26 protein-coding genes are annotated in these 24,658 nt (G+C 71.4%); 13 read left to right on the top strand and 13 right to left on the bottom strand.

The annotated features are described in order from the left end of the window. Positions 1-88: 88 nt before the first annotated feature. The gene (gene pgm, locus DEJ03_RS09010) at positions 89-1,708 is read left to right on the top strand and encodes a phosphoglucomutase (alpha-D-glucose-1,6-bisphosphate-dependent) (protein WP_071406014.1); all 1,620 of its coding nucleotides are present in this window, start codon (positions 89-91) and stop codon (positions 1,706-1,708) included. 223 nt (positions 1,709-1,931) lie between these two features. Next, positions 1,932-4,400, top strand: coding sequence for an MDR family MFS transporter (locus tag DEJ03_RS09005; RefSeq protein ID WP_110864357.1), 2,469 nt, complete (start codon positions 1,932-1,934; stop codon positions 4,398-4,400). A gap of 210 nt (positions 4,401-4,610) precedes the next feature. Here the strand turns inward: DEJ03_RS09005 and DEJ03_RS09000 are convergent, their stop codons facing one another. Next, on the bottom strand, positions 4,611-5,483 hold the full coding sequence (locus DEJ03_RS09000; RefSeq protein WP_110864356.1) for a site-specific DNA-methyltransferase: 873 nt from the start codon (positions 5,481-5,483) through the stop codon (positions 4,611-4,613). Between the two features lie 83 nt (positions 5,484-5,566). Between DEJ03_RS09000 and DEJ03_RS08995 the strand changes: the two genes are divergently transcribed. Next, a complete protein-coding gene (locus DEJ03_RS08995) occupies positions 5,567-5,857 on the top strand; it encodes a GNAT family N-acetyltransferase (RefSeq protein WP_027465074.1) in 291 nt (96 codons plus the stop codon). 25 nt (positions 5,858-5,882) lie between these two features. Here the strand turns inward: DEJ03_RS08995 and DEJ03_RS08990 are convergent, their stop codons facing one another. The 3 genes from DEJ03_RS08990 to DEJ03_RS08980 form a co-directional block, all read right to left on the bottom strand. Then, entirely contained in the window at positions 5,883-6,212 is a 330-nt protein-coding gene (locus DEJ03_RS08990) for a hypothetical protein (protein ID WP_110864355.1), read from the bottom strand. 165 nt (positions 6,213-6,377) lie between these two features. Continuing rightward, positions 6,378-7,427 carry a biotin/lipoate A/B protein ligase family protein gene (locus DEJ03_RS08985; RefSeq protein WP_110864354.1) on the bottom strand — a complete coding sequence of 350 codons (1,050 nt, stop codon included), beginning with the start codon at positions 7,425-7,427 and terminating at the stop codon, positions 6,378-6,380. Positions 7,428-7,558: 131 nt separating this feature from the next. After that, a complete protein-coding gene (locus DEJ03_RS08980; protein WP_181422659.1) occupies positions 7,559-8,428 on the bottom strand; it encodes an alpha/beta hydrolase in 870 nt (289 codons plus the stop codon). 87 nt (positions 8,429-8,515) lie between these two features. Here DEJ03_RS08980 and DEJ03_RS08975 point away from each other — a divergent pair, with 87 nt between their 5' ends. The 3 genes from DEJ03_RS08975 (at position 8,516) to DEJ03_RS08965 (ending at position 11,071) form a co-directional block, all read left to right on the top strand. Continuing rightward, the gene (locus tag DEJ03_RS08975; RefSeq protein ID WP_110864352.1) at positions 8,516-9,673 is read left to right on the top strand and encodes an inorganic phosphate transporter; all 1,158 of its coding nucleotides are present in this window, start codon (positions 8,516-8,518) and stop codon (positions 9,671-9,673) included. A gap of 11 nt (positions 9,674-9,684) precedes the next feature. Beyond that, positions 9,685-9,954 carry a hypothetical protein gene (locus DEJ03_RS08970; protein ID WP_110864351.1) on the top strand — a complete coding sequence of 90 codons (270 nt, stop codon included), beginning with the start codon at positions 9,685-9,687 and terminating at the stop codon, positions 9,952-9,954. A 175-nt stretch (positions 9,955-10,129) separates the two neighbouring features. Beyond that, positions 10,130-11,071 carry an acetamidase/formamidase family protein gene (locus DEJ03_RS08965; protein WP_110864350.1) on the top strand — a complete coding sequence of 314 codons (942 nt, stop codon included), beginning with the start codon at positions 10,130-10,132 and terminating at the stop codon, positions 11,069-11,071. A 180-nt stretch (positions 11,072-11,251) separates the two neighbouring features. On the opposite strand, the gene DEJ03_RS08960 is transcribed toward DEJ03_RS08965, so the two are convergent. Then, positions 11,252-12,004 (bottom strand): SDR family NAD(P)-dependent oxidoreductase, encoded by a 753-nt coding sequence (locus DEJ03_RS08960; protein ID WP_110864349.1) that lies wholly within the window; start codon positions 12,002-12,004, stop codon positions 11,252-11,254. 95 nt (positions 12,005-12,099) lie between these two features. Here DEJ03_RS08960 and DEJ03_RS08955 point away from each other — a divergent pair, with 95 nt between their 5' ends. Beyond that, on the top strand, positions 12,100-12,510 hold the full coding sequence (locus DEJ03_RS08955; protein ID WP_110864348.1) for a MarR family winged helix-turn-helix transcriptional regulator: 411 nt from the start codon (positions 12,100-12,102) through the stop codon (positions 12,508-12,510). Next, on the top strand, positions 12,507-13,844 hold the full coding sequence (locus tag DEJ03_RS08950; RefSeq protein WP_372439462.1) for an MFS transporter: 1,338 nt from the start codon (positions 12,507-12,509) through the stop codon (positions 13,842-13,844). The genes DEJ03_RS08955 and DEJ03_RS08950 overlap by 4 nt, the downstream gene beginning before the upstream one ends. Before the next feature lie 170 nt (positions 13,845-14,014). On the opposite strand, the gene DEJ03_RS08945 is transcribed toward DEJ03_RS08950, so the two are convergent. Further along, entirely contained in the window at positions 14,015-14,908 is an 894-nt protein-coding gene (locus DEJ03_RS08945) for an alpha-E domain-containing protein (protein ID WP_110864347.1), read from the bottom strand. Between the two features lie 131 nt (positions 14,909-15,039). Here DEJ03_RS08945 and DEJ03_RS08940 point away from each other — a divergent pair, with 131 nt between their 5' ends. Together DEJ03_RS08940 and DEJ03_RS08935 are read left to right on the top strand one after the other, a co-directional pair. Continuing rightward, the gene (locus DEJ03_RS08940; protein WP_110864346.1) at positions 15,040-15,558 is read left to right on the top strand and encodes a MarR family winged helix-turn-helix transcriptional regulator; all 519 of its coding nucleotides are present in this window, start codon (positions 15,040-15,042) and stop codon (positions 15,556-15,558) included. A gap of 10 nt (positions 15,559-15,568) precedes the next feature. Next, on the top strand, positions 15,569-15,772 hold the full coding sequence (locus tag DEJ03_RS08935; protein WP_027465064.1) for a hypothetical protein: 204 nt from the start codon (positions 15,569-15,571) through the stop codon (positions 15,770-15,772). A gap of 44 nt (positions 15,773-15,816) precedes the next feature. Here the strand turns inward: DEJ03_RS08935 and DEJ03_RS08930 are convergent, their stop codons facing one another. From DEJ03_RS08930 to DEJ03_RS08905, 6 genes are all read right to left on the bottom strand, one after another. Next, positions 15,817-16,653, bottom strand: coding sequence for an NAD(P)-dependent oxidoreductase (locus DEJ03_RS08930; RefSeq protein ID WP_258370681.1), 837 nt, complete (start codon positions 16,651-16,653; stop codon positions 15,817-15,819). A gap of 73 nt (positions 16,654-16,726) precedes the next feature. Beyond that, positions 16,727-17,647: a M23 family metallopeptidase gene (locus DEJ03_RS08925; protein ID WP_146237693.1), complete on the bottom strand. Its 921-nt coding sequence runs from the start codon at positions 17,645-17,647 to the stop codon at positions 16,727-16,729. Between the two features lie 19 nt (positions 17,648-17,666). Next, positions 17,667-18,011 (bottom strand): hypothetical protein, encoded by a 345-nt coding sequence (locus DEJ03_RS08920; RefSeq protein WP_110864343.1) that lies wholly within the window; start codon positions 18,009-18,011, stop codon positions 17,667-17,669. Between the two features lie 134 nt (positions 18,012-18,145). Further along, positions 18,146-18,892, bottom strand: a complete 747-nt coding sequence (locus tag DEJ03_RS08915; RefSeq protein WP_110864342.1) for a 1-acyl-sn-glycerol-3-phosphate acyltransferase — start codon at positions 18,890-18,892, stop codon at positions 18,146-18,148. Positions 18,893-18,979: 87 nt separating this feature from the next. Next, on the bottom strand, positions 18,980-20,848 hold the full coding sequence (recQ, locus tag DEJ03_RS08910) for a DNA helicase RecQ (protein WP_110864341.1): 1,869 nt from the start codon (positions 20,846-20,848) through the stop codon (positions 18,980-18,982). Between the two features lie 9 nt (positions 20,849-20,857). Next, positions 20,858-22,006, bottom strand: a complete 1,149-nt coding sequence (locus tag DEJ03_RS08905) for a CPBP family intramembrane glutamic endopeptidase (RefSeq protein WP_110864340.1) — start codon at positions 22,004-22,006, stop codon at positions 20,858-20,860. A 36-nt stretch (positions 22,007-22,042) separates the two neighbouring features. Here DEJ03_RS08905 and DEJ03_RS08900 point away from each other — a divergent pair, with 36 nt between their 5' ends. After that, complete coding sequence (locus tag DEJ03_RS08900) at positions 22,043-22,966, top strand: EamA family transporter (protein ID WP_110864339.1); 924 nt, start codon at positions 22,043-22,045, stop codon at positions 22,964-22,966. Positions 22,967-23,118: 152 nt separating this feature from the next. Here the strand turns inward: DEJ03_RS08900 and DEJ03_RS08895 are convergent, their stop codons facing one another. Beyond that, a complete protein-coding gene (locus tag DEJ03_RS08895; protein ID WP_110864338.1) occupies positions 23,119-23,580 on the bottom strand; it encodes a GNAT family acetyltransferase in 462 nt (153 codons plus the stop codon). Positions 23,581-23,674: 94 nt separating this feature from the next. Here DEJ03_RS08895 and DEJ03_RS08890 point away from each other — a divergent pair, with 94 nt between their 5' ends. Both DEJ03_RS08890 and DEJ03_RS17920 read left to right on the top strand, forming a co-directional pair. Then, the gene (locus DEJ03_RS08890) at positions 23,675-24,484 is read left to right on the top strand and encodes a class E sortase (protein WP_244993373.1); all 810 of its coding nucleotides are present in this window, start codon (positions 23,675-23,677) and stop codon (positions 24,482-24,484) included. Further along, positions 24,481-24,657 carry a hypothetical protein gene (locus DEJ03_RS17920; RefSeq protein WP_181419972.1) on the top strand — a complete coding sequence of 59 codons (177 nt, stop codon included), beginning with the start codon at positions 24,481-24,483 and terminating at the stop codon, positions 24,655-24,657. Before DEJ03_RS08890 ends, DEJ03_RS17920 begins: the two co-directional genes overlap by 4 nt. The last annotated feature ends 1 nt before the right edge of the window (position 24,658 follow it).

Raw genomic sequence — 24,658 nt, 5'->3', positions numbered from 1 at the left:
CGGGTGGGGCGGCCGCTCGCTCGCGTTCCCCCGACCTCCGGTGCACTTCCCCCGAACGCGCCAGGGCGGCCGATGCCAGGATGGACGCATGAACGACCGCGCCGGCACCCCAGCGACCGCAGACGACCTCGTCGACCTCGACGAGCTCCTCGCCGCCTACCACGACCGAGTGCCCGACGTCTCGGTCCCCGAGCAGAAGGTCGTGTTCGGCACGTCCGGACACCGCGGGTCGTCGCTCGACACCGCCTTCAACGACACCCACATCGCCGCCATCACGCAGGCGATCGTGGAGTACCGCCGCGACCAGGGCACCGACGGGCCGCTCTTCATCGGCCGCGACACCCACGCGCTCTCCGCCCCCGCGGAGCAGACCGCCCTGCAGGTCCTCGCCGCCAACGGCGTGCGCGTGCTCGCCGACAGCGAGGACGGCTTCGTACCGACGCCCGCACTGAGCCACGCGATCATCCGCTACAACCGCGCCGGCAACCCGGACACGGCCGACGGCATCGTCATCACGCCGAGCCACAACCCGCCCCGCGACGGCGGCTTCAAGTACAACCCGCCCCACGGTGGTCCCGCCGACAGCGACGCCACGAGCTGGATCGCGAACCGGGCGAACGCGATCATCGAGGGCGGCAACGCCGAGGTGCAGCGCACCGAGGACGCCGAGCCCGAGCGCTACGACTTCCTGAACACGTACGTCGCCGACCTCGAGAACATCATCGACATCGCCGCGATCAAGCGTGCCGGCGTGAAGATCGGTGCCGACCCGCTCGGTGGCGCCTCGCTGCCGTACTGGAACGCCATCCGCGACCACTACGGCCTCGACCTGACCGTCGTGAACCCCGAGGTCGACCCCACGTGGGCCTTCATGACGCTCGACTGGGACGGCAAGATCCGGATGGACCCGTCGAGCCCCTCGGCGATGGCCTCGGTACTCGCCCGCAAGGACGACTTCGACGTGCTCACCGGCAACGACGCCGACTCCGACCGGCACGGCATCGTCACGCCCGACGGCGGGCTGATGAACCCGAACCACTACCTCGCGGTCGCGATCGAGTACCTCTACGCGCACCGGCCCGAGTGGCGCGACGACGCCGCGATCGGCAAGACCCTGGTGTCGTCGAGCATCATCGACCGCGTCGCCGAGTCCCTGGGCCGTCGCCTGTGGGAGGTCCCGGTCGGCTTCAAGTGGTTCGTCCCCGGCCTGATCGACGGTTCGGTGGCCTTCGGCGGCGAAGAGTCCGCGGGTGCGTCGTTCCTGCGCACCGACGGCACCGCGTGGACCACAGACAAGGACGGCATCATCCTGGCGCTCCTGGCGTCCGAGATCGTCGCCGTCACCGGCAAGACCCCCTCGCAGCTCTACGCCGAGCTGACCGAGCGCTTCGGCGCGCCGGTCTACCAGCGCGTCGACGCCGCGGCCTCGAAGGAGCAGAAGGCCCGCCTCGGCAAGCTCGACGGCGACGCCATCACCGCGGACACCTTGGCCGGTGACCCGATCACCGCGAAGCTGTCGAAGGCCCCGGGCAACGACGCAGCCGTCGGCGGCGTCAAGGTCGTCACCGACAAGGCGTGGTTCGCCGCGCGCCCGTCGGGCACCGAGGACGTCTACAAGATCTACGCGGAGAGCTTCGTCGGGCAGGAGCACCTCGAGCAGGTGCAGCGCGAGGCCAAGGAGATCGTCGACGCAGCACTGGGCGCGTAGCGCCCTCGTCGGACGGGCTGCGGGTCTCGGACACCGCAGCCCGTCCGCCGGAACCAAGCCGGGCCTCCAGGCCGTGTGCCACCGGGGTCCACTGGGCGTACCGTGACTGCCGATCCACTCAGGAAGCCGTCTCGGTGCGACCGAGCACTTGCGGCAGTTGTAACTTTGCAGGCAGCGCAAAAATCGTTCTGCCAGCGCATCGGTACCCCGGGAGACCCTGCTCATGACCCAGACGGCGACCGCCCCCGCGGCCCCCACCACGGCGTCCAACGTCGTGATGAACCACCGACAGATCCTGTTGGTGATCTACGGCCTGATGGCCGGCATGTTCCTCGGCGCCCTCGACCAGACGATCGTCGGCACCGCGATCCGCACCATCGGTGACGACCTGCACGGGCTCGACCAGCAGGCCTGGGTCACCACCGGGTACCTCATCGCGTCGACGGTGACGACCCCGATCTACGGCAAGCTCTCCGACATCTTCGGTCGCCGGCCGCTCTTCATCACCGCGATCGGCATCTTCATCGTCGGTTCGTTCGCGGCGTCGTTCTCCGACTCGATGCTCATGCTCGCCGGGTTCCGTGCGCTGCAGGGCCTGGGTGCCGGTGGCCTGATGTCCCTGCCGCTGGCGATCATGGGCGACATGCTCGCCCCACGCGAGCGAGCGAAGTACCAGGGCTACTTCCTGGCGGTGTTCGGCATCTCGTCCGTCATCGGGCCGCTCGTCGGTGGCGTCTTCGCCGGCGCGGACCAGCTGCTGTTCATCGCGGGCTGGCGCTGGGTGTTCCTGATCAACGTGCCGATCGGCATCATCGCCCTGTTCATGGTGCTGACGTTCCTGCACCTGCCGAAGTTCGGCGACCGGGGCAAGCCCCGCATCGACTGGTGGGGCGCGACGCTCGTCATCGTCACGCTCGTGCCGCTGCTGCTCATCGCCGAGCAGGGCCGTGAGTGGGGCTGGGACTCCCCCACCGCCTTCGCCTGCTACGCCATCGGTGCCCTCGGCCTGATCGCGTTCATCATCGTCGAGCGGGCCATGGGCGACGACGCGATCCTGCCGATGAAGCTGTTCGGGTCACGGGTGTTCTCGATGTCCGCGATCCTGTCCGTGCTCGTCGGCTTCGGCATGTTCGGCGCGATGCTGACGATCCCGCTCTACCTGCAGATCGTCAAGGGCGTGACCCCGACCGAGTCCGGATTCGCCATGCTGCCGATGGTGCTCGGCCTGATGATCTCGTCGATCGCCTCCGGCCAGATCATCTCGAAGACCGGCAACTACCAGGTCTTCCCGATCACCGGAACGGCGTTCACGGCGATCGGCTTCACGGTCCTGACGTTCCTGACCGCCGACCGGCCCCTGTGGTTCCTGATGCTCGGCATGTTCGGCATCGGGCTCGGACTCGGGCAGCTCATGCAGACGCTGACCCTGGCCGCGCAGAACTCGGTCTCGCCGCGGGACATCGGTGTCGCGACGAGCGCGGCGACGTTCTTCCGTCAGATCGGCGGCACCATGGGTACCGCCGTCCTGCTCTCCGTGCTGTTCACCCTGATGCCGACGAACATCAGCGCCGCGATGCAGAACGAGTCCGACCTGAAGAGCGCGCTCAACGCCGCGATGACGCCCTCGGTCGCGAACGCGTCGAAGAACCAGGGCGTGATGGACGAGATCTGGACGAAGATCGTCGACCCGGTGCAGAAGAACGTGCAGGACGGTCTCGACCAGGGCACCGCGCAGGCGAAGCAGGCCGCCGACGCTGCCGTGACCAAGCAGGTGACCGCAGCCGTGCAGCGGCAGGTCGCCGCGGGCACGGTCCCCGCCGCCGCCGCGGACACGATCATCGCCCAGCAGGTCGACGACGCGAAGCCCGCAGCCGAGCAGCAGGCGCTCGAGACGGCAGCCACGAAGGCGAACGCCTCGGTCGTCGACGGCACGCTGCAGATCGACTACTCGGACAAGGCGCAGCGGGAGAACGTCGTCGACCAGGTCGCCCCGACGCTCATCAAGCAGCTGAAGAGCGGTGACTCGGCCGCGAGCTCGTCCACCGACTCGGCGACGAGCGACACGTCGTTCCTGAACGGGGCGGACCCCCGGCTGAGCCGTCCGTTCCTGGTCGGGTTCAGCGACTCGGCCGTCCGTGTCTACTACGTCGGCCTCGCGGTGATCCTGCTCGCGTTCGTGCTCACGTGGTTCTTCCGGGTGCCGCCGCTCCGCAAGACCTCGGCGCTGCAGGAGCAGGCCGATGCCGCACGCACCGCTGCCGGTGCGGGGTCGGACGGCAGCGCCGCCGCAGCCGCTGCCGCCGCCGCACCGGGTGCAGGTCCGGTGCCGACGGGGTCGTCCTCCGCCGAGGTCCCGACCTCGCCCGACGTGCCGACGTCGCCGGACGTGCAGCCGCGGTCCGCCCGGGCCGCCGGAGCGTCGGACGTCTCGGTGCTGCCGCACGGGGTCGACGACACCCGTGCGCCGCTGCCGAACGCCACGACGCACGGTGCACACTCGGCGGCTGCGCCGGTCGACGAGCCCCCGACGACGACCGGTGCCATCCGGACCCGGGCTGCGCACGCTGCCCCGGTCGTGGAGCCGGACGCCCCCGGGGCCGGAGCCGACGCGGCGGAGGCGAGCGGGGCCTCCCGGCCGGACGCTGACGACGCTGGCGATGCGCACGCGCACGGGCGGCACTCGGCGGAGTAGTTGGTGCGGGCGCTCGCTGGCTGATGCCGAACGACGAGGTCGCTGTCGTACGACAGCGACCTCGTCGCATCTGCGCGTGTGCAACTGTTGCGGCCGAGCGGGAGCGACACCGCCGATGTCGTACGACGTCGACATCGTCGCTCGGGCGTGTGCATGTTCCGACGATCCACGCGTCGAACGACTCGTGGATCGTCGCAGACCCCGCCCGCCTCAGACGGCCGGTGCCGCCGGGGCTCCGGCCACCTCGAACGACGCTCCCGGCAACCGCTTCCGCATCACGTCGATCGCTGCCGGGTTGTCGTCCACCAGCACGTACCGCCGCCCCAACGCCTGCGCCACCGCGCCCGTGGTCCCGCTGCCTGCGAAGAAGTCGAGCACCCAGTCCCCCTCGCGTGAGGACGCCTGCACGATCCGTCGCAGCACCCCCTCGGGCTTCTGCGTCGGGTAGCCGGTCTTCTCGCGGCCGGTCGGCGACACGATCGTGTGCCACCAGACGTCGGTGGGCAGCTTGCCGCGCTCGCGCTTCTCGGGCGTGACGAGCCCCGGCGCCATGTACGGCTCGCGGTCGACGGCCTCGGAGTCGAACCAGTACCGCGACGGGTCCTTCACGTAGACCAGGATCGTGTCGTGCTTCGTGGGCCAGCGCGTCTTGGACTTGGCGCCGAAGTCGTAGGCCCACACGATCTCGTTCAGGAACGACTCGCGGCCGAAGAGCGCGTCGAGCAGCACCTTGGCGTAGTGCGACTCGCGGTAGTCGAGGTGCAGGTACAGCGTGCCGTCGGCGGCGAGCAGCCGCCAGGCCTCGATGAGTCGGGGCTCGAGGAACGACCAGTAGTCCTCGAACCGGTCGTCGAAGCGCATCAGGTCGCCGCGCACCCGCTCGTAGGTCCGGCCGTGGAACCCCATCACGGGACCGTCGGCCTTCGGGACGGCGGAGGTCGCGTGCCGCCGTTGGTACCGGCCGGTGTTGAACGGCGGGTCGAGGTACACCAGCGTGAAGGAGCCGTCCGGGTACGCGGGGACCACGTCGAGGGCGTCGCCGAGGACGACGCGGTCCGGGCCTCGGTCGTCTCCCCTGCGCACGGACCCATTGTCGCGCACCGCAGCACACGGAGCCAGCGCGCAGCCCAGAGCGCACGCCCAGGCCCCGGCGTACGGTCGAGTGCATGGCAGCAGCACCCGAGGTCCGCAACGACACCGACAAGCAGCAGTACTCCCTGATCGAGGACGGCGAGGTCATCGGCCTCGCCGCGTACGAGATCGACGGCGACGAGATCCGCTTCGTGCACACCGAGGTCGATCCCGAGCACCGCGGCGGTGGGCACGCGTCGATCCTGGTGCAGCACGCCCTCGACGACGTGCGTGCGAGTTCGTCACGCCGGGTCGTCGCGCAGTGCAGCTACGTGCACGCGTGGATCGAGCGGCACCCGGACTACCAGGAGCTCACGACGCGCTGAAGCGAGCAGCACGACGCGCAGAAGCTCAGTACGAGCGGTCGTGCGTCCCCGCGCGGGCCTCGTGCCGCCCGGCGCTCCGCACCGCCGGCACCCGGATGAGCACGCTGCCGCTGAGCAGATCGTGGTCGTGGTCCGCCGGAGACGGGGCCTGTTTCGGCAGGCGCGCCTGCCGTTCGTACTCGGCTTGCGTCTCGTGCCGGGTCGGTGCGAACACCTCGTCCAGCATCCCGCCCATGCCTCCGGATCCGCCGCTGCGCTGGGACTTGTTCGACAGGTCGATCCACCCCATGCGATCGGCGATCCACACCACGACGGCCACGGCGGCCACCGCCCCCAGGAAGATCAACCAGTTCACGGCAGCGACGCTACGTGGGCTGCGCGGCGAGCGGATCAGCCGCGCGGGGGATTCTCATCATCCACACGTCTGGTTCATGAGGTCGAGGCGCACACTCGAAGCAGCGGCGGCCGGGACGTCCCCCCTCAGCTCCGGCCGTCGCGTCCACCGTCGACCGAGCAGGGCTCACGGCACCCGCTCGAGCCACTCCTTCGTCGCGAACTTCGTCCGCACCAGCTCCTGCGCCCGCTCGCGCTCGGCCTCGGTCACGTGCCCCTCGGTCGCCCCGTACAGGCGGGTGAAGGTGCCGATCAGCCGCTCGATGATCTCGGCGCGGGACAACCCCGTCTGCGAGCGGAGCGGGTCGACGCGCTTCGCGGCGCTCGTGGTGCCCTTGTCGCTCATCTTCTCGCGCCCGATGCGCAGCACCTGGACCATCTTCTCGCCGTCCATGTCGTAGCTCATGGTGGCGTGGTGCAGCAGGGACCCGGTGCCGAGGCGCTTCTGTGCGGCCCCGCCGATCTTGCCCTTGGTCGAGGTGATGTCGTTGAGGGGCTGGTAGTACGCCTCGATGCCGAGCGACTTGAGCGCCTCGATCACCCACTCGTCGAGGAACGCGTACGAGTCGGCGAACGTCATGCCCTGCACCAGGTCGGACGGCACGTAGAGCGAGTAGGAGATGACGGCGCCGGCGTCCATGAACATCGCGCCACCGCCGGAGATGCGTCGGACCACCTGCACGCCGTACTTCTCGGCGCCGGCGGGGTCGACCTCGTTCTTGAGCGACTGGAACGACCCGATCACGACGGCCGGCTGGTCCCACTCCCAGATGCGCAGCGTGGGACCGCGACGGCCGGCACCGACCTCTTCGGTCAGCACCTGGTCGAGCGCGAGGTGCTCGTTCGGGCTGATCGGCCCCTCGTGCACGATCTGCCAGTCGTGGTCGCGCCAGGTCGAGGCCCGCGACAGCGCGCGGCGCACCGCGACGCCGACGGACTCGGGCGTGAAGCCGAGCAGCACCGCATCGGTCGGCAGGGCCGCCCGCACGGCTGCGGCGACGCCAGCAGCGTCGGTGGTGACGGGAAGCCCGTTCACGGCCGCGTCGATGAGCGGCAGCGCGTCGTCGGGTTCCAGGAAGAAGTCACCCGCCAGGCGGAACTGCTGGATCGTGCCGTCGACCACCTCGAGGTCGACGACGACCAGCTTGCCTCCGGGGACCTTGTACTCACCGTGCATGCCGCAACCCTATTCCGGACGGCCGACGGCCCGGCAGTGGGCCTGCCCGGTGACGGCCTGGAGGCGCGTGGCGGCGCCGCCACGGGCCTCCAGTCCGCCGCCGGTCGCGTCGCAGGACGCGGCGAGCGCCGTCAGCGCGCGGTCACCCGGTCGAGCCACGCGACCAGGTCGCCGATGACCTCGGCGCGGTTGGTCTCGTTGTAGACCTCGTGGCGTGCGCCCTCGTACACCTGCACGGTCACGTCGGACAGCCGGCCGCGTCGGCGGTACGCCTGCGCCAGACGCTCGATCGAGCGCGGACCACCGAGGGTGTCGTCGGAGCCGACCTGCAGCAGCATCGGCAGGTCGTGCGGGATCCCCCGCCGCGGCACACCGAGCAGCCGGAGGGTGTCGGCGAGCCCGAAGAGCCCGATGACGTCGGCCTCGACCGCCAGGGGGTCGAGCGCCATCGCGTCGATGATCTTCCGGTCGCGGGTGAGCCACTCGTACTTGGTGGGCCCGGACCCCGCGTGCCGGGCGTTGAGGTCGCCGCTGTTCATCCAGCCGGGCAGCCGGTAGGCGCTCGCGGACAGGACGACGCCGTCGTAGCAGTCCGACGAGGTGTTCACGATCCGCTGCGCCATCAGCGACCCCCACGAGTGCCCGAGCAGCACGAGCGGCAGCCCCGGTTCGTCGGCCCGCGCGACCGCGCTCATCTGCTCCACCGCGGCGATCGCCGCGCGCAGGCCGCCGGGGCCGAGCCTGCCGAGCTTGGCGTGGTCGCCGTCCCACTGGGTCAGGCCGGTGCGTCCGTGCCCCCGGTGGTCGTTGGCGTGCACGGTGTAGCCGGCGCGCACCAGGTCCTGCGCGAGCGGTTCGTACCGGAGCCCGTGCTCCCCGACCCCGTGCGCGATCTGCACGACACCCTTCGGCCGTGCCGCACGCCAGGTCGAGTAGACGATCTCGACGCCGTGGGCGTCGGTGAACGAGGCGTCGCCGCGAGCGGCGGAGAAGGTGGGCACGTGAGCATCCTCGCAGACGCGCCCCATCCCGGACCTGTTCACCCGGCGTTCACGCAGGGGGTTCCGGGCGGGCCTAGCGTCCTGCGCATGGACGTCATCGTCATCGTCACGCTGGTGATCGTCGTGGCCCTCGTGTTCGACTTCACGAACGGCTTCCACGACACCGCGAACGCCATGGCCACGTCGGTCGCCACGGGAGCGCTCAAGCCCCGGACCGCCGTGCTCATCTCCGCCGTGCTCAACGTGGTCGGCGCGTTCCTGTCCACCGAGGTCGCAAAGACCGTCTCGCAGGGCATCATCCGCGAGGGGCAGGACGGCATCCACATCTCGCCCACGATGATCTTCGCGGGGCTCGTCGGCGCGGTGCTCTGGAACCTGGCGACCTGGTACCTCGGGCTGCCGTCCTCGTCCACCCATGCGCTGTTCGGCGGGCTCATCGGCGCCTCGATCATCGGGGCGGGTCTGAACTCGATCAGCTGGGCGACGGTGGTGTCGAAGGTCGTGCTGCCGGCGCTGCTCTCCCCGGTCATCGCCGGGGTGATCGCCCTGGTCGCGACGTACCTGGCGTACGTGCTCACGAAGAACGCGACGACGCACGGTGCGGCGACCGGGTTCCGGCACGGGCAGACGATCTCGGCGTCGCTGGTGTCGCTCGCACACGGCACGAACGACGCGCAGAAGACGATGGGCGTCATCACGCTGACCCTCATCGCCGCGAACTACCAGGCCGCCGGTACCGGTCCGGCGCTCTGGGTGATCCTGGCCTGCGGGCTCGCGATCGGCCTCGGCACGTACATGGGCGGCTGGCGGATCATGCAGACCGTCGGCAAGAAGATCTCCGACGTGCAGTCGCCGCAGGGCTTCGCCGCCGAGACGAGCTCCGCCGCGACGATCCTCATCTCGTCGCACCTGGGCTTCGCGCTCTCGACGACCCACGTGACGAGCGGCGCGGTCGTCGGCTCGGGCCTCGGCAAGAAGCTCGCCGACGTGCACTGGTCGGTCGTCGGCCGCATCGTCATCGCATGGGTGATCACGCTGCCCGCCGCTGCGGTGGTCGGGGCGCTCGCGACCTGGCTCGCATCGACCTCGGCCTTCGGGCTGGTGCTCGTCGCGGTCCTCGCACTGGCCGGCGGGCTCACCTTCTCCGTCCTCGCGAAGCGCAAGCCGATCTCGCACGAGGACATCACCACCGAGTCCGGGCCGGCCGAGCAGGCCGAGCCGCAGCCGACCGGCGCAGCGAACTGAGGGGAACGACGATGGACATCGACTTCACCGCGATCGGCACGGTCGCCGGCGTCGGCTTCGTGGCCGCCGTGGGCCTGGTGCTCGTGTACACGCTCGGCCTCCGGCTGCTCGGGACGGGGCAGCCGGACGACGCGGGCGGCGAGCGTACGCAGTACTCCGAGGAGACCCCACGCTCCGGGCACACCCCGCCGGCGGCACTGGCGGGAGCCGTGCTGTGCTTCGCGCTGTGCATCGCCGCGGTGCTGGCGGGCATCTGGTTGACGATCCCCCAGTTCCACTGAGGACGTTCCTTCCCAGAACACCCGCGATGGCTTGTGGAATCGGGCGTACCTGGTCAGAACTTCCGACCAGGTACGCCCGTTCCGACCAGGCATGCCCGATTCGACCAGGTACGCCCGATCCGACCAGGTACGCCCGGAACCGCCCCGCACCCGCCCCGCCTGGGATGATCGAACGGTGACCACCCACCACCTCGACGCCACGGTCGACTCCGCCGTCGACGTCTTCACCGCCGAACGCCAGCCGGTCCTGACCGTCGAACCGGGCGACACGGTGACCGTCCGTACCCTGAGCGCCGCGGGCTACACGGAACGCCAGCCGGGCCCGGGCGTCGACGCCCCGACCCTGATCGACCCGCGCCGGGGCCACTGCCTGGTCGGGCCGATCGCCGTCGCGGGAGCAGGTCCGGGGATGGTCCTGGCGGTGCACTTCGACGACCTCGTGCCCGACGACTGGGGCTACACGGCCTCGGGCGGGGTCGACTCCCCGGTGAACCGCGCACTCGGCCTGACCGATCCGGCGTCGCGCGGCCCGCTGCTCTGGGACATCGACGTGACTGCCCGGGTGGCTGTCAACCAGCTCGGCCTCGGGGTGCGGACGGCACCGTTCCTCGGCGTCGTCGGCGTCCCACCCGAGCCCACCGGGGAGCACTCCACGATCCCACCCCGAACGGTCGGCGGCGGCAACGTCGACTGCCGTGAGCTCGTCGCCGGCTCCACCCTGTACCTGCCGGTGACGGTGCCGGACGCCCTGCTCCACGTCGGCGACGGGCACGCGGCCCAGGGCGACGGCGAGGTCTCCGGCACGGCGGTCGAGTGCGGCATGACGACGACGATGACCCTGACGCTCCTCGATGCGGCCCCGGTCGAGGGCGTGCACGCCGACACCCCCGCCGGACGCATCACCTTCGGCTTCGACGCCGACCTCAACGTCGCGACGGCCACGGCGCTCGACCGGATGGTCGACTGGATCGCCGGGCTGCACGGGATCGGCCGCGCCGAGGCCCTCGCGATGGCGAGCGTGGCGGTGAGCATGCGCATCACGCAGGTCGCGAACCGCACGTGGGGCGTGCACGCCCTACTCCCGCACGACGCGATCCTGACGGACGCGCGGCTCTGAAGACCGGGAGGCCCGCCCAGCGCGAGCCGACCGGCGCACGCTGGGCGGGCCTCCCGTCCGACGTTCCTTCCCATCGCACCCGCGCTGGAAAGCGGAAACGGGCGTACCCGGTCGGAAGAACTGACCAGGTACGCCCGTTTCGACCAGGTACGCCCGGAACGACCAGGTGCACCGGCCCCGTCAGTGGGCGGAGTAGCCGCCGTCCACCAGGTGGTAGCTGCCCGTGATGAACGACGCCTTGTCGCTCAGCAGGAACAGCACGAGCGCGGCAACCTCGGCGACGGTGCCGAGCCGCTTCGTGGCGTGCTCGTCCTCGAGCGCCGCGACGGCCTCGGGCGAGAGCGACTTCCGGAGCAGCGGGGTCTCGATGAAGCCGGGGCCGACGGCGTTCGTGCGGACGCCCTGCGACGAGTACTCGAGCGCCGCGACCTTGGTCAGCCCGGCGAGCGCGTGCTTCGAGGTGACGTACGCGGCGTTCTGGGCCATCCCGACCACGCCGAGCACCGACGCCATGTTCACGATCGCGCCACCGCCGGCAGCCACCATCGCGGGGATCTCGTAGCGCAGCCCGTAGAAGACGCCGTCCAGGTCGACGGCACGGACGCGGTCCCAGGCGGCGATGTCGTACTCGCCGATCGGCTGCGGTGCTGCGCCGATGCCCGCGTTGTTCACGGCGAGGTGCAGCGCGCCGAACGTGTCGACCGCGAACTGCACCATTCGCTCGTTGTCCGCGGCGACCGCGGAGTTCGCCTCGAACGCGCGAGCGGTGCCACCGGCCTCCACGATCGACGCGGCGACGCGCTCGGCGCCCGCCAGGTTGATGTCGGCGACGACCACCGTGGCGCCCGCCGCGGCGAGCTCCTTCGCGACCGACTCACCGATGCCGCTGCCACCACCGGTGACGACGGCGACCTTGCCCTCGAACTCGGACATGTTCTCCTTCTCTCTCGGCAACACATGTTGTCTAAGAGCACGGTACACCCGAAATCAAGTTCGTTCGCTGAACTAATGAGATAGGCTAACGACCGATGACCGACGCCACCGACCTCCGCATCGCGGTGAACCGGCTGTCCCGCACCCTCCGTGCCCAGAAGGCCGATTCGAGCGTCACGGACGCACAGTTCTCCGCCCTCGCCCGACTGCACCGCGACGGCGCCATGACCCTGGCCGACCTGAGCCGACAGGACGGCGTCACCCCGCCCTCGATGACGAAGACCATCGCGGTGCTGGTCGAGCGGGGCCTGGTGTCGAAGTGCGGGCACGGCGACGACCGCCGCAAGGTGCTGCTCGGCGCGACGCCCGCCGGAGCCGCCTTCGTCGAGGAGACCCGACGCCGCCGCGACGGCTGGCTCTCCCCGCGGCTCGCAGCACTCACCGCCGACGAGCGGGGCACCCTCGCCGACGCCACCGAGATCATGAGGAGGCTGGCCCAGCAGTGACCGCCATGTTCCGCTCCCTCGCCGGACGCAACTACCGCATCTGGTTCGCCGGGGCCCTGGTGTCGAACGTCGGCACCTGGATGCAGCGCACCGCCCAGGACTGGATCGTGCTGACCCAGCTCTCCGACAACAACGCCGTCGCGGTGGGCATCACGATGGCCCTGCAGTTCGGCCCCCAGCTGCTGCTCCTGCCGCTCACCGGGCTCGCCGCCGACCGGTTCGACCGCCGGAAGATGCTCATGCTCACCCAGGGCCTGATGGGACTGCTCGGGCTGGGGCTCGGCGTCATGGTCCTCACGCACACCGCCACCCTGCTCGCGCTGTACGGCTTCGCCCTGGCACTCGGCATCGTCGCCGCGTTCGACGCCCCGATCCGGCAGGCCTTCGTCTCCGACGTCGTGCAGGGCGAGGACGTCTCGAACGCCGTCGCCCTGAACTCCGCGTCGTTCAACGCCGCACGCCTGATCGGCCCCGCGGTCGCCGGTGTGCTCATCGCGGCGATCGGCTCCGGATGGGTGTTCGTCATCAACGCCGGGTCGTTCCTGGCCGTCCTGCTCGCACTCCGGTTCGTCGACCCCGCGCAGCTCGCCGAACGGGTCCGGGCGGGCCGCGGCAAGGGGCAGATCGTCGCCGGCTTCCGGTACGTCCGCACCCGGCCGGACATCGTCGTCGTGCTCTGCATGATCTTCGTCGTCGGGACGTTCGGCGTGAACTTCCCGATCTTCACCTCGACGATGGCGCGGGTCGAGTTCCACCAGGGCGCCGGCGAGTTCGGGCTGCTCAACTCGGTGATGGCGGTCGGCTCGGTGCTCGGTGCGCTGCTGTCCGCACGCCGGGACAAACCGCGGATGCGCACCCTCGTGCTCGCCGCCGGCGGGTTCGGGCTCGCGTGCACCGCCGCTGCCCTCGCCCCGACGTACTGGACCTTCGCGATCGTGCTGGTGTTCGTCGGGCTCGCGTCCCTGACCTTCATGACCACGGCGAACGCCCTGGTGCAGACCACGACGAAGCCCGCGATGCGCGGCCGCGTGATGGCGCTCTACATGGCGATCTTCGCGGGCGGCACCCCCATCGGCGCCCCGCTCGTCGGTGCCGTCGCCGACGCCTTCGGCCCACGCTGGGCGATCGTCGTCGGCGCGGCCTCGGGCTTCGTCGCACTCGGGATCGCGCTCGTCTGGCTCGTCCGGTACCAGCGGGTCCGGCTGCGCTACGACGCCGACTCGCGGCTGCACCTGGCGATCACGCACGCCGTGCCGGTGGTCGGCTCGCGTGCGGCGCTCCGCCGCGAGCTGGAACGCGACGAGACGCTCGCCGATCGCTCCAGCGCCGTCTGACGGACCGGCGGGTCGCCCTGCCCGTCGGCCGACGGCCCGTGACGCACCGACCGTCGGACGGGAGGCCCGCACCGGCGCCACCACGGGCCTCCCGTCCGACGCCACCCGGGCCCACGGCGGCGGTCACGACGCGCGGACCAGCGGCGTTCCGCCACACGCGCCCGGTCGGCTCAGAGGACGGGTGCGGACGACGCGAAGACGCGCTCGTCGAGGGCCGCGGCGACGCGGTCGGCAGCCACGGCCAGCCGTTGCCCGACGTCACCCGCCACCGCGAGCGCCGACTCCTCGGGGATGCCGTCGAGCAGGGCGCGGACCTCGTCGAACCCGGCGACCTCGTCCGCGACGCAGGACGGGGCGACGTCGGCCAGGCACTCGGCCGCTCGGTGCACGGTGAACCGCAACGACCGCGGGCTGTGCGCGTCGAGGAGCAGGAAGGCGGCGGCATCGGACGACACCGGGGCGTGGTCACGGCCGCGCAGGAAGGCCTCGCCCGCGCCGCACGCCCGGAGCGCCGCCGTCCACGAGGTGACCGCGTCCGGCTCGAGCAGCCGCGACGCGAGCAGCCGGGCGGTGGAGGCGCAGCGGGTGAGTGACCGCCCGAGGGTGAAGAACTCCCACACCTCGTCACGGCTGGCGTCACCCTCGACCACCCCGATGGCGAGGGCACTGCGCTCCCGCACCCAGCCGAGGAACTCGTGCGCCCGGTCGGGGGCGATCTTCCGGGGCATCCGCGACCGCGTGACGTCGAGGCAGTCCCAGAGCTCGCTCGAGACGACCTCGCGGGCACGGCGTGCGTGGTCGCGGGCGACGGCGACCGCGGCGGCGATGGACGCGGGTTCGTGCCGGTCGAGCGCGAGGGCGTCGACGGTGGCGGCACGGTCCGGGTCGTTCGCGGGGCCGGTGGTCCCGATGACGCTGCGGAGCTCGGTGGACACGAGCCGGTCGTCATCGAGGGTGCCTGGTTCTCGGCGGGCGACGTAGACGTCGAGCAAGCGTGCGACGACGTCGGTGCGCTCCACCGCGCTCCCCACGTGGAAGACGTTCCCCGCGAGGCGGCTCAGCACGGCTGCTCCTGCATGTCCAGAACCTAACGAGCCGGCGTTGCCGGGGTGTTACAGAACCGCGTCACGGGTGTTGCAGGTGTCCCGTCTCCGCGCTCGCTAGACAATCTAACTAGAGCGTCTAGCATTGGGGCATGACGTCCGAGGTGATGACCAGCACCGCCGGGTACTGGTACGAGGACTCCGCGGTCTCCGCCGTGGACGTCCTCAACGCCCTGCGGCGGTACCGGACGGCCGAGAGCGCCGCCCAGCGCCGAGCGCGCGAGGCACTGGGGATCGGCGAGAACGCCCTGCTGGCGCTCCGGTTCCTGATCGACGCCGAGCACGACGGCCGCACCGTCAACGCGAAGGACCTCGCCGAGCGGCTCGAGATCACCGCGGCGTCGACGTCGGCGCTCGTCGACCGGCTCGTCCGCAGCGGCCACGTCGAACGTCACGCCGACCCGAACGACCGCCGTGGCGTGATCCTCACCGCCACCGGCACCTCGATGCGCCACGCGCTCCGGGTCATCGAGGAACTCGACGCCCGCGCGCTCGAGGTCACCGAGCACCTGCCGAGCAACGAGATGGCCGTCGTCGTGGACTTCCTGGACGAGATGGTCCGTGTCGTGGACGAGCTCGACGCCGGGTCGGACCACCTCCGTCGCGCGTAGCCTGGACCGCATGGACCCTCGCGGCGAACACCACCCCGAGGACGACATGCCGTTCGCCGAGCTCGACTCGCGGGCCCGTGCCGACGCCGCGCTCCGACGGATCCAGGCCGGGTCAGATCCAGCTCGTGAGGCGTTCGACCTCGCCAACACCATGAACGACGAGGCCGTGGGGCGGCTCACGAAGCGCCTGCGGCGGCTGTTCCGTCGGGGCTGATCGGTCGGCCGGTCCGTGCCTGTGCGCGTGCGTCTGCCCGTGCGTCAGAACGTGGTGCCGACCGCGGCGATGTCGTCGCCCCCGTGGCCGGCTGCGCTGGCATCGGCGTAGACGCGACCGAGGGCCTCGAGCAGCGTGGTGGACACCCCGGCGGTCCGGGCGGCATCGGTGATGAGTCCGATGTCCTTCCGCAGCCCGTCGAGTGCGAACTGGGCGGGGAACTCGCGGGCGATCATCGCGGCGCCCTTGGTGTGGGCGTAGGCGGAGTCGCTCGCGCTGCCCTCGATCGCCTGCAGGAACAGCGCGGGGTCGAGCCCGAGTGCCGCCGCGAGGGCCAGGGACTGCCCGGTCGCCGCGGTGATCGAGGCGATCCAGGCGTTCGCGGCGAGCTTGAGAGCGGTGCCGTCGCCGACGTGGTCGCCGGCACGGACGGTCTTCGCGCCGATCGCGTCGAGCACGGGGTCGACACGGTCGAGCAGGTCCGCCGGGCCGGCCGCGAGCATCGTGAGCGTGCCCTGTTCGGCGGGGGCCTTCGTGCCGAGCATCATCGCCTCGACCAGGGTGATGCCGTACTTCTCGGCCAGCTGCACGATCGTCGCGGTGCCGTCGACCCCGATCGTCGAGGCCTGCACCCACACGGCGTCGGTCGGGGCGTCGCCGGCAGCCTGCTCGAGGACGTCGACGACCGCATCGGTGTCGAACAGGGTGAGCAGGACGACCTCGGCGTGCTCGACGGCAGTGCCCGGGTCGCTCGCCACCGTCGCGCCGCGGTCGCCCAGGGGCGAGGCCTTGTCGGCACTGCGGTTCCAGACCGTCACCTCGTGGCCGTCGCGGAGCAGTGATCCCGCCACGCCGGCACCCATCGCACCCGTCCCCAACACCGTCACTCGCACGTGCGTCTCCGTCCTGGCGCGACAGCGTGCCGCGACCGCTCCGACGCTACGCCCGACGCCGTCAGAGGAGCCCGCGAGCCCTGAGCCAAGCGGCCGGGTCGATCGGGGTGCCGGCCACGATGACCTCGAAGTGCAGGTGGGCGCCGGTCGAGACGCCCGTGTTGCCGACGGCCCCGAGCCGCTCCCCCGTGCCGAGGACCTGACCGGGGCGGACGCCGATCGCCGACAGGTGCCCGTACCGGGTCGCCGTGCCGTCGGCGTGCTGCAGGAGGACCTGGTTGCCGTAGCCACCGAGCACACCCGCCGAGACGACCCGACCGGGCAGCGCGGCGACGACCGGGGTCCCGATGGCCGCGGCGAAGTCGACCCCCTGGTGGTTCGACGAGCAGGCCGCACAGCCGACGACCCAGCGGGAGCCGAAGCCACCGGCGTCCGGGATCGCACCGGCCGTGGGGCGGGCGGCGCCACCGGTCGGGCCCGAGCCACCGGGCACCCGGAGCGCTGCGGCAGCACGGCCGACCGAGAAGTCGTCGCGGCCGGCGGTCGGACCGGTCGAACCCTCGGCGACGAAGTGCTGCATGCCGGCCGACGCCGACGTGGAGTCCGGAGCGGCCGGAGCGGCGACGGCGGTCTGCGGGGAGCCGACCGCGACGAACAGGCACGTGACGGCGGTGACCGCCGCGGCGGGAAGGGTCCGCCGGGCGGGGATCCGGAAGGACGCGGGGCGGCGGCGTGTGGGAGCGGCCGGCTGCGTGGGAGCGGCCGGCTGCGTCGGCAGGGTGGGCTCTGGCGGCCGGAGGCGTCGTGAGGGTTGAGTGGAAGCCGGGGTGGCGGGAGGGGGCACCGCCACCCCGGCGGCTCGGAGCGGCCCCGGCTGTGCAGCGTGCCGTGCACGGCGCGGCCGGGGCGCGGTCGGTCGGTCGGCGGCGCGACGCTCGGCACCGCGTGGGCGCCGGGGCAGGCCGTCGTCGGGGGTTGTCATCGTGCGGCGTCCGGCGCGGTCAGACGCGGACGACGCCGTCACGGGCGATCCGGTCCAGCTCGCACACGACGGCGTCGACGACCGCGCGGGTGATCGCGTCGGCGACGGTCTCGACCAGGACGAGGTGCTCGGGACGGATCGTGACCTCGGTCACCAGGGCCGATGCCACCCGGACCGGGATCTCGTCGATCGCGGCGACGAGGGCGGCCGGCACCAGCGTGGAGTCACCCGGGCGGACGGGCGCGGACATCGGCGAGGTCGGCACCGGGGTCACGACGGCGAGCGCCGGTGCGGGAGTGGAGTGCGGAGCGTCGGCCTGATCGCGACGCTGGGCGATGGAGTCGAAGAGCGGGGTGGAGGACATGCTGCGGACGGTCCGATCTGGATGTCGTGGCTGGTCGTTCTCGGGCGACCGGCGATGGCGGCGTGCCGAGCGGCACGTCGCCATTCAACCATCGATATTTCAGATGTGCAATAGTGACCGGACAGTCGCGGTGATCAGTCCGGGTCGACGGCAGCCGCGGTCGGGTCGTCCGGCTGCAGTGCACGACGGACCCGTTCCACGATCGTCGCAGGCGGGTTGTTGTAGGTGTTCGCCGGCTCCTGGCCGCTGAGCTCCTGGATCGCCGCCATCACGGCATCGGTCGCGTGGCGCCGAGCACGGCCGGACGACGCCTCGCCGAAGGACGACAGGTCGATCGGCTGCCCGAACTCGATCGTCACGCGGGCGAGCTTCGGCAGCCGGGACCCGACCGGCTGGACGTCCTCGGTGCCGGTGAGCGCGACGGGCACCACGGGGGCGCCGCTCGTCAGCGCCAGCCACGCCACGCCCGTGCGGCCCTTGTAGATCCGGCCGTCGAGCGAGCGTGTGCCCTCCGGGTAGATCGCGAACGCCTCGCCCTCCTGCAGGCGTGTCAGCCCGAGGTCGAGGGCCTGTTGCGCCGCCGCACCCGCGCCACGCTCGACCCCGATGGCGCCGATGCCCCCGAAGAACGCGCGCGAGACGGCTCCCTTGAGACCCGAACCCGTGAAGTACTCCTGCTTCGCCAGGAACGACACCTTGCGCGGTGCCATGAGCGTGATCGCGGGCGAGTCGATGAACGAGCGGTGGTTGCTCGCGAGGATCACCGCACCACGCTTCGGGACGTTCCGACGACCGATGATCTTCGGGCGCCACAGCAACCGGGCGAGCGGGGTCACCACCGCGCGACTGAGCACGGTGGCGAACTTCGTCGAACCGGACACCGGACCTCCTCGTGGTGACGAGCTACCGAGTGTAATGAGGCGCGCGGAGGGCACATGCCCGGAACGGCATGCAGTGCTGGTCGGGGATCAGTCGGCCGCGGCGACGACGTCGAGGACCGCGCGTCCGTACCGCTCGAGCTTCGCCGCGCCGACGCCGGAGATCTCGCCGAGCTGGTCGACGTCGGCAGGTCGGACGGCGGAGATCCCCCGGAGCGTCGCGTCGTTGAACACCACGTACGCGGGGACGCCCTGCTCGCGGGCTTCGGCGGCACGCCAGGCACGCAGGGCCTCGAACAGGCCGACGGCTTCCTGCGGCATGTCGGTGACGACCGTCCGTCGACTGCTGCGTCCGGCTCGCGGAGCCTTGACCGGGTCGCGACGCATCCGCACCTGCACCTTGCCGGTCAGGACCTCGGCGCTCGTGGGACTGAGGACGACCGTGCCGAAGCCGTCGCCCGACACCGCCGCGTAGCCCTGGGCCAGCACCTGTCGTGCGACCGCGCGCCACTCGCCCTCGGACAGGTCCGCGCCGATGCCGAAGGTCGCCAGGGTGTCGTGTTGGAGTTCCTGCACGCGGGGAGACCGTTTGCCGATCAGGATGTCGACGAGGTGCGAGACGCCGTACCGCTGGCGGCGCTCACGCTCGAGCCGCACGACGGTGGACAGCAGCTTCTGCGCGGGGACCGTGCCGTCCCACGACTCCGGCGGCGCGATGCACGTGTCGCAGTTGCCGCACGCCGTGCTCTCCTGCCCGAAGTACGCGAGCAGCCGCACCCGGCGGCACTCGATCGTCTCGCACAGGCTGAGCATGGCGTCGAGGTGGGCGCTGAGCTGCCGACGGTGTGCGGCGTCGCCCTCGGACTGGTCGATCATCCGCCGCTGCTGCACGACGTCGTTCAGGCCGTACGCGAGCCAGGCGGTGGCCGGCAGCCCGTCACGACCCGCACGGCCGGTCTCCTGGTAGTAGCCCTCGACCGACTTCGGCAGGTCGAGGTGCGCCACGAACCGGACGTCGGGCTTGTCGATGCCCATGCCGAACGCGATCGTCGCCACCATGACGACGCCGTCCTCGCGCAGGAACGTCGACTGGTTGCGGGCACGCACCCGGGCGTCGAGGCCCGCGTGGTACGGCAGGGCGTTGATCCCCTGCTCGGCCAGGGCTGTCGCGGTGCGCTCGACGGAGTTGCGGGACAAGCAGTACACGATGCCCGCGTCGCCGCTGTGCTCCGTGCGGATGAAGGTGAGCAGCTGCTGCAGCGCACCGGTCTTCGGCTCGATGCGGTACTGGATGTTCGGCCGGTCGAAGTCGGCGACGAAGTGCGCGGCGTCGTCGAGGCCGAGCCGGGCGGAGATCTCGCGGTGGGTCTGCGGCGTCGCGGTGGCGGTCAGGGCGATGCGCGGCACCGTCGGCCACCGCTCGTGCAGGACGCTCAGCTCGAGGTAGTCCGGCCGGAAGTCGTGCCCCCACTGGGCGACGCAGTGCGCTTCGTCGATGGCGAACAGCGAGACGCGCGCCCGGTCGAGGAGCGCACGGGTGGACTCGAGCCGGAGCCGCTCGGGAGCGAGGTAGAGCATGTCGACCTCGCCCTGCACCACGGCACGCTCGACCCGGGACCGTTCGTCGGGGCCCTGCGTGGAGTTGAGGAACGCGGCGCGCACGCCGTTCGCGGCCAGGGCGTCGACCTGGTCCTGCATGAGGGCGATGAGCGGCGACACCACGACCCCGACGCCGTCGCGGACGAGCGATGGCACCTGGTAGCAGAGGGACTTGCCGCCACCGGTCGGCATGAGCACCAGGGCGTCACCACCGGCCACCACCTGGTCGATGATGGCCGCCTGCTCGCCGCGGAAGTCGTCGTAGCCCCACACGCGGTGCAGCACGTCGAGCGCAGCGGCACGGGGTGCGGACACGGCAGCGGGAGCAGGCACGGCAGCGGACGCGGGCGTGGTGCTCATGCCACGAGCCTACGGGCGACCGGCGACACCCACCGCACTGTCCACAGCACCGTCCGTGCCGGAGTCGGCACGGTGGTCGGAGCCGGCCACGTCGTCGGCGCGGGCCGGCGTGGTCGCCCAGCCCGTGCCTCCAGGCCGGGTCCAGCGCACGCCGCCCGCCCAGGCCGGGGTCACACCGCGGAACCGGGGCGCCTCGTGCCCGGCGAACCGGCGGTCCAGCCCCCGCCACCACGCCAGGAACTCGACCATGCCCCAGAAGGCGAGCGACGTGACGAGGGTGACGAGCGTCCCCTGCCAGGTGCCGTTCGCGTCCGACGAGGTCAGGTCGATCCCGGACCAGCCGGGCGCCTGCAGCACGAAGATCATGATGTTGTTGAACGCGTGCTGCAGGACCGTGGCCTCGAGCCCGCCGGTCCGGAGGACGATGATCGCCGCGATCAGACCGAACGAGCCGACGTCGAGGATGCCCCAGACGTTGTAGCCGTTCGAGATGTGCAGCACCGCGAAGACGACCGTCGAGACCGCCACGGCGATGATCGTGCCGACGCGACGCGGGATCCACGACGCGACGGTCTGCATGAGGAAGCCGCGGAAGATGTACTCCTCGGCAGCGCCCTGGAACGGGACGAGCAGGACGACGAGGACGATCGTCAGGGTGAGGGTGCCGAGCGAGACCGTCGACTGGCCGATCGCGTCGTGGTTCCAGGCGAATCCGCCGTCGGTCGTGATCATCCCGCCGTCCCAGAACAGGCCGGTCTGGACGACGAACATGACCGCGGCGATGACGAGCGTCGGCAGCAGGCACCAGGCAGTCCAGGCCCACCGGACCCGGAACCGCGTCGAGGACAGGATGCCGGCCGGTCCGATCCGCGCGATCTTGACGGCGAGCAGGATGCCCGGCAGCAGGACCACGAGCGACACCAGCGACAGCGACAGGATCAGCGGGTCGGTGGGGTCGAGCGCGCCACCGGCCAGGTCGTTCTGCAGGTCGATCAGGGCTTGCGGCCCCTGCGTTGCGCCGATCGGCACGAAGTACGCGACCGCGATGACGATCTGCGACACGAGGTACCACCCCGCCAGGAACGCGAGGGCGACGAGCGGCCGCCACCACCTCCACCGTCCGTCGATCCGGGGCAGGCGCTGGTAGGGAACACTCACGCACCGCAGGGTACCGGGCCGGGCAGGATGGGAGCCGTGCTCACCGTCCTGTTCGGCCTGTCCGGCGCGATCGTCTACGGGTTCGCCGACTTCCTGGGCGGACTCGCCTCGCGCCGGGTCCGACCGGTCGTCGTCACGGCGGTGGCCGCCGCGATCGGGATCGTGCCGTTGCTCGTCGGACTGGTGGTCCTCGGCGGCGTGTTCTCGTGGCCGGCCGCGGTCTGGGGTGCGGTCGCCGGGCTCTCCGGCGGTGTCGGGGTCCTGCTGCTCTACGCCGCGCTCGCGATCGGACCGATGAGCGTGCTCTCCCCCGTCACCGCCGTCTTCGCGGCCGTCGTGCCGGTGCTCGTCGCGGTGTTCCGCGGCACCGTGCTGTCGCCCGTGGCCACCGGCGCGCTCGTGGTCGCGGTTGTCGCGGTGGTCCTGGTCGCGGTGGTCCGGGACGCCTCGGGCGCGCGGCTCACTGCCCGGGGCGTGGTCGCCGCCGCCGTCGCCGGGTGCGGCTTCGGCGGGATCGTGCTGGCCTACGACATGACGCCGTCCGACTCGGGCATCGCGCCCCTCGTGGTCGCGCGGGTGCTGCAGGCGGTGCTGCTGGGTGCGGCGGCGATCGTCGTCGTGCTCCGGACGGGAGGCCCGGTGTCCGCCCCGACGTCGGCCCGCCCGGACGGGGCTGCCGCCGTCCGCGGGCCTCGGTCGAGTCGCGCATGGGGTCCGCGGCTGCTGGTCATCGTCGCCGTGTGCGGCGTCTTCGACGCGATGGCGAACGTCTTCATCCAGGCGGGGCTGCACAGCAGCGACGACCCGGCGACCCTGCCCGTCGTGAGCGTGCTCAACGCGCTCTACCCGATCGGCACGGTGGTGCTGGCCGGGGTGGTGCTGCGGGAACGGTTGACCGCGCAGCAGTGGGTCGGCATCGTGCTGGCGTTCGTCGCGTCGGTGGCGCTGGCGTTGGCGTAGCGGGGCCGGGCGGGGCCGGGCGGGGTCGGGCACGGTGCCGAGTCGTTCGAACCGTGCGAGGTTGACCGCCCGGTGCGGACTTGCAGCACCGCACCGAGCCGCCAACGCCGCACCGGATGAGCGAACCCGCACGGTGCGACGGGCGGGCGCGGTCAGGCGTCGGGGATGAGGCGCTTGCCGAGCGAGACCGTGCGGTCGTCGGTGTAGCCGAGGGACGAGTAGAACCCGAGCACCTGCTCGTTGCCGGCACGCACCTGCAGGTTGAGCTTCGGGCAGCCGAGGTCGGTCAGGAGCCGCTCGAACTCGGCCATCAGGGTGCGACCGAGGCCGGAGCCCTGCAAGTCGGGGCGCACGGCGAGGTAGTTCACCCAGCCGCGGTGCCCGTCGAAGCCGGCCATGCCCGCGGCGACGACGCCGGTGTCGGTGTCGTCGGTACCGGTACCGGTGCCGGCGGCCTGGGGCTCGGCGACCAGGAAGAGCTCGGGCTGGACGGTCAGCTTGCGGGCGATGTCACGTCGGGGGTCGTTCCAGGGTCGGACGAGGCCGCACGTTTCCCACAGGGCGACGACCGCGTCGGTGTCCTCGGTGCGGAAGGGGCGGATCCGGTACTCCATGCCCCCACGTTAACGGGGGTGGGGAGAACGTCGTCACCGGCCTGTCGCCGTGATCTGATAGACCTGTCCGACCACCCAGCCGATCAGGAGCCCCGTGACCGCACACGACACCCTCCCGTCGCGCCGCAGCGCACGGGACGACGAAGCCGGTTCGCGGTCCCGGCGTTCCCCGCGCAGACGGCAGACGGTCGGCGGTGCGATCGTGTCGCTCATCGCCGAGTTGCTCATCATCGCGGGCGCCGGCACCGGCCTGTACGTCGTGTGGACGGCGTGGTGGACCGACGTGGTCGCCGTGAACGAGCAGACGAAGCTCGTGCAGGGCCTCGACCAGGTCAAGACCCCGAAGGTCGAGGGCACCGAGCACCGCGGCACCGCACCCGTGCTGGACGAACCGCCGGGGTTGTCGGACGTCTTCGGCACGATGCAGATCCCCCGGTTCGGCAAGGACTACAACCGGCCGATCGGCGAGGGCACGGATCGTGAGAAGGTCCTCAACACCATCGGGCTCGGCCACTACCAGGACACCGCGATGCCCGGCGCACCCGGCAACTTCGCCGTCGCCGGACACCGGGTCACCTACGGCAAGCCCCTCAACCAGATCGCGGAGCTCAAGAAGGGCGACTCGGTCGTGGTCCGGGTCACCGACGCGAAGACGAAGTTCGACGTCTGGTACGTCTACAAGGTCACCGACAGCCAGATCGTGACGCCCGACAAGATCGAGACGATCGCGCCGGTGCCGAACAAGCCCGGTGTGGAACCGACCCCCCAGGACCGATGGCTCACGCTGACTGCCTGCCACCCGATGTGGTCGGCGGCGGAGCGGTTCGTGACGCACGCGAAGCTCGACTACTGGATGCCCGCGTCCGAGGGCACCCCGAAGGAACTCTCGGAGACCGCCAAGTGATCTTCCCCCTGGTCTGGCGGCTGCTGCCCGGCCCCACCGCCCTGAAGGTGCTCGAGCTGCTGGTCCTGCTCGCGGCGATCGTGTTCGTGCTGTTCCAGTGGGTGTTCCCGTGGATCGCGGCGGACATCCTGCCTCCGCCGGACGGCACGGTGGGGGCCACGCCGACCCCGTAGC

The organism is Curtobacterium sp. MCLR17_043, from assembly GCF_003224215.1.
Taxonomy (GTDB): Bacteria; Actinomycetota; Actinomycetes; order Actinomycetales; family Microbacteriaceae; genus Curtobacterium; species Curtobacterium flaccumfaciens.
This window is presented reverse-complemented; position numbering and strand designations above follow the sequence as displayed.

Excerpts from the sequence above, each read along its gene's own strand:
- pgm (WP_071406014.1), top strand. The coding sequence starts at position 89 with ATGAACGACCGCGCCGGCACCCCAGCGACCGCAGACGACCTCGTCGAC.
- DEJ03_RS09005 (WP_110864357.1), top strand. The coding sequence starts at position 1,932 with ATGACCCAGACGGCGACCGCCCCCGCGGCCCCCACCACGGCGTCCAAC.
- DEJ03_RS08995 (WP_027465074.1), top strand. The coding sequence starts at position 5,567 with ATGGCAGCAGCACCCGAGGTCCGCAACGACACCGACAAGCAGCAGTAC.
- DEJ03_RS08985 (WP_110864354.1), bottom strand. The coding sequence starts at position 7,427 with ATGCACGGTGAGTACAAGGTCCCCGGAGGCAAGCTGGTCGTCGTCGAC.
- DEJ03_RS08975 (WP_110864352.1), top strand. The coding sequence starts at position 8,516 with ATGGACGTCATCGTCATCGTCACGCTGGTGATCGTCGTGGCCCTCGTG.
- DEJ03_RS08970 (WP_110864351.1), top strand. The coding sequence starts at position 9,685 with ATGGACATCGACTTCACCGCGATCGGCACGGTCGCCGGCGTCGGCTTC.
- DEJ03_RS08960 (WP_110864349.1), bottom strand. The coding sequence starts at position 12,004 with ATGTCCGAGTTCGAGGGCAAGGTCGCCGTCGTCACCGGTGGTGGCAGC.
- DEJ03_RS08955 (WP_110864348.1), top strand. The coding sequence starts at position 12,100 with ATGACCGACGCCACCGACCTCCGCATCGCGGTGAACCGGCTGTCCCGC.
- DEJ03_RS08940 (WP_110864346.1), top strand. The coding sequence starts at position 15,040 with ATGACGTCCGAGGTGATGACCAGCACCGCCGGGTACTGGTACGAGGAC.
- DEJ03_RS08935 (WP_027465064.1), top strand. The coding sequence starts at position 15,569 with ATGGACCCTCGCGGCGAACACCACCCCGAGGACGACATGCCGTTCGCC.
- DEJ03_RS08925 (WP_146237693.1), bottom strand. The coding sequence starts at position 17,647 with ATGACAACCCCCGACGACGGCCTGCCCCGGCGCCCACGCGGTGCCGAG.
- DEJ03_RS08920 (WP_110864343.1), bottom strand. The coding sequence starts at position 18,011 with ATGTCCTCCACCCCGCTCTTCGACTCCATCGCCCAGCGTCGCGATCAG.
- recQ (WP_110864341.1), bottom strand. The coding sequence starts at position 20,848 with ATGAGCACCACGCCCGCGTCCGCTGCCGTGCCTGCTCCCGCTGCCGTG.
- DEJ03_RS08895 (WP_110864338.1), bottom strand. The coding sequence starts at position 23,580 with ATGGAGTACCGGATCCGCCCCTTCCGCACCGAGGACACCGACGCGGTC.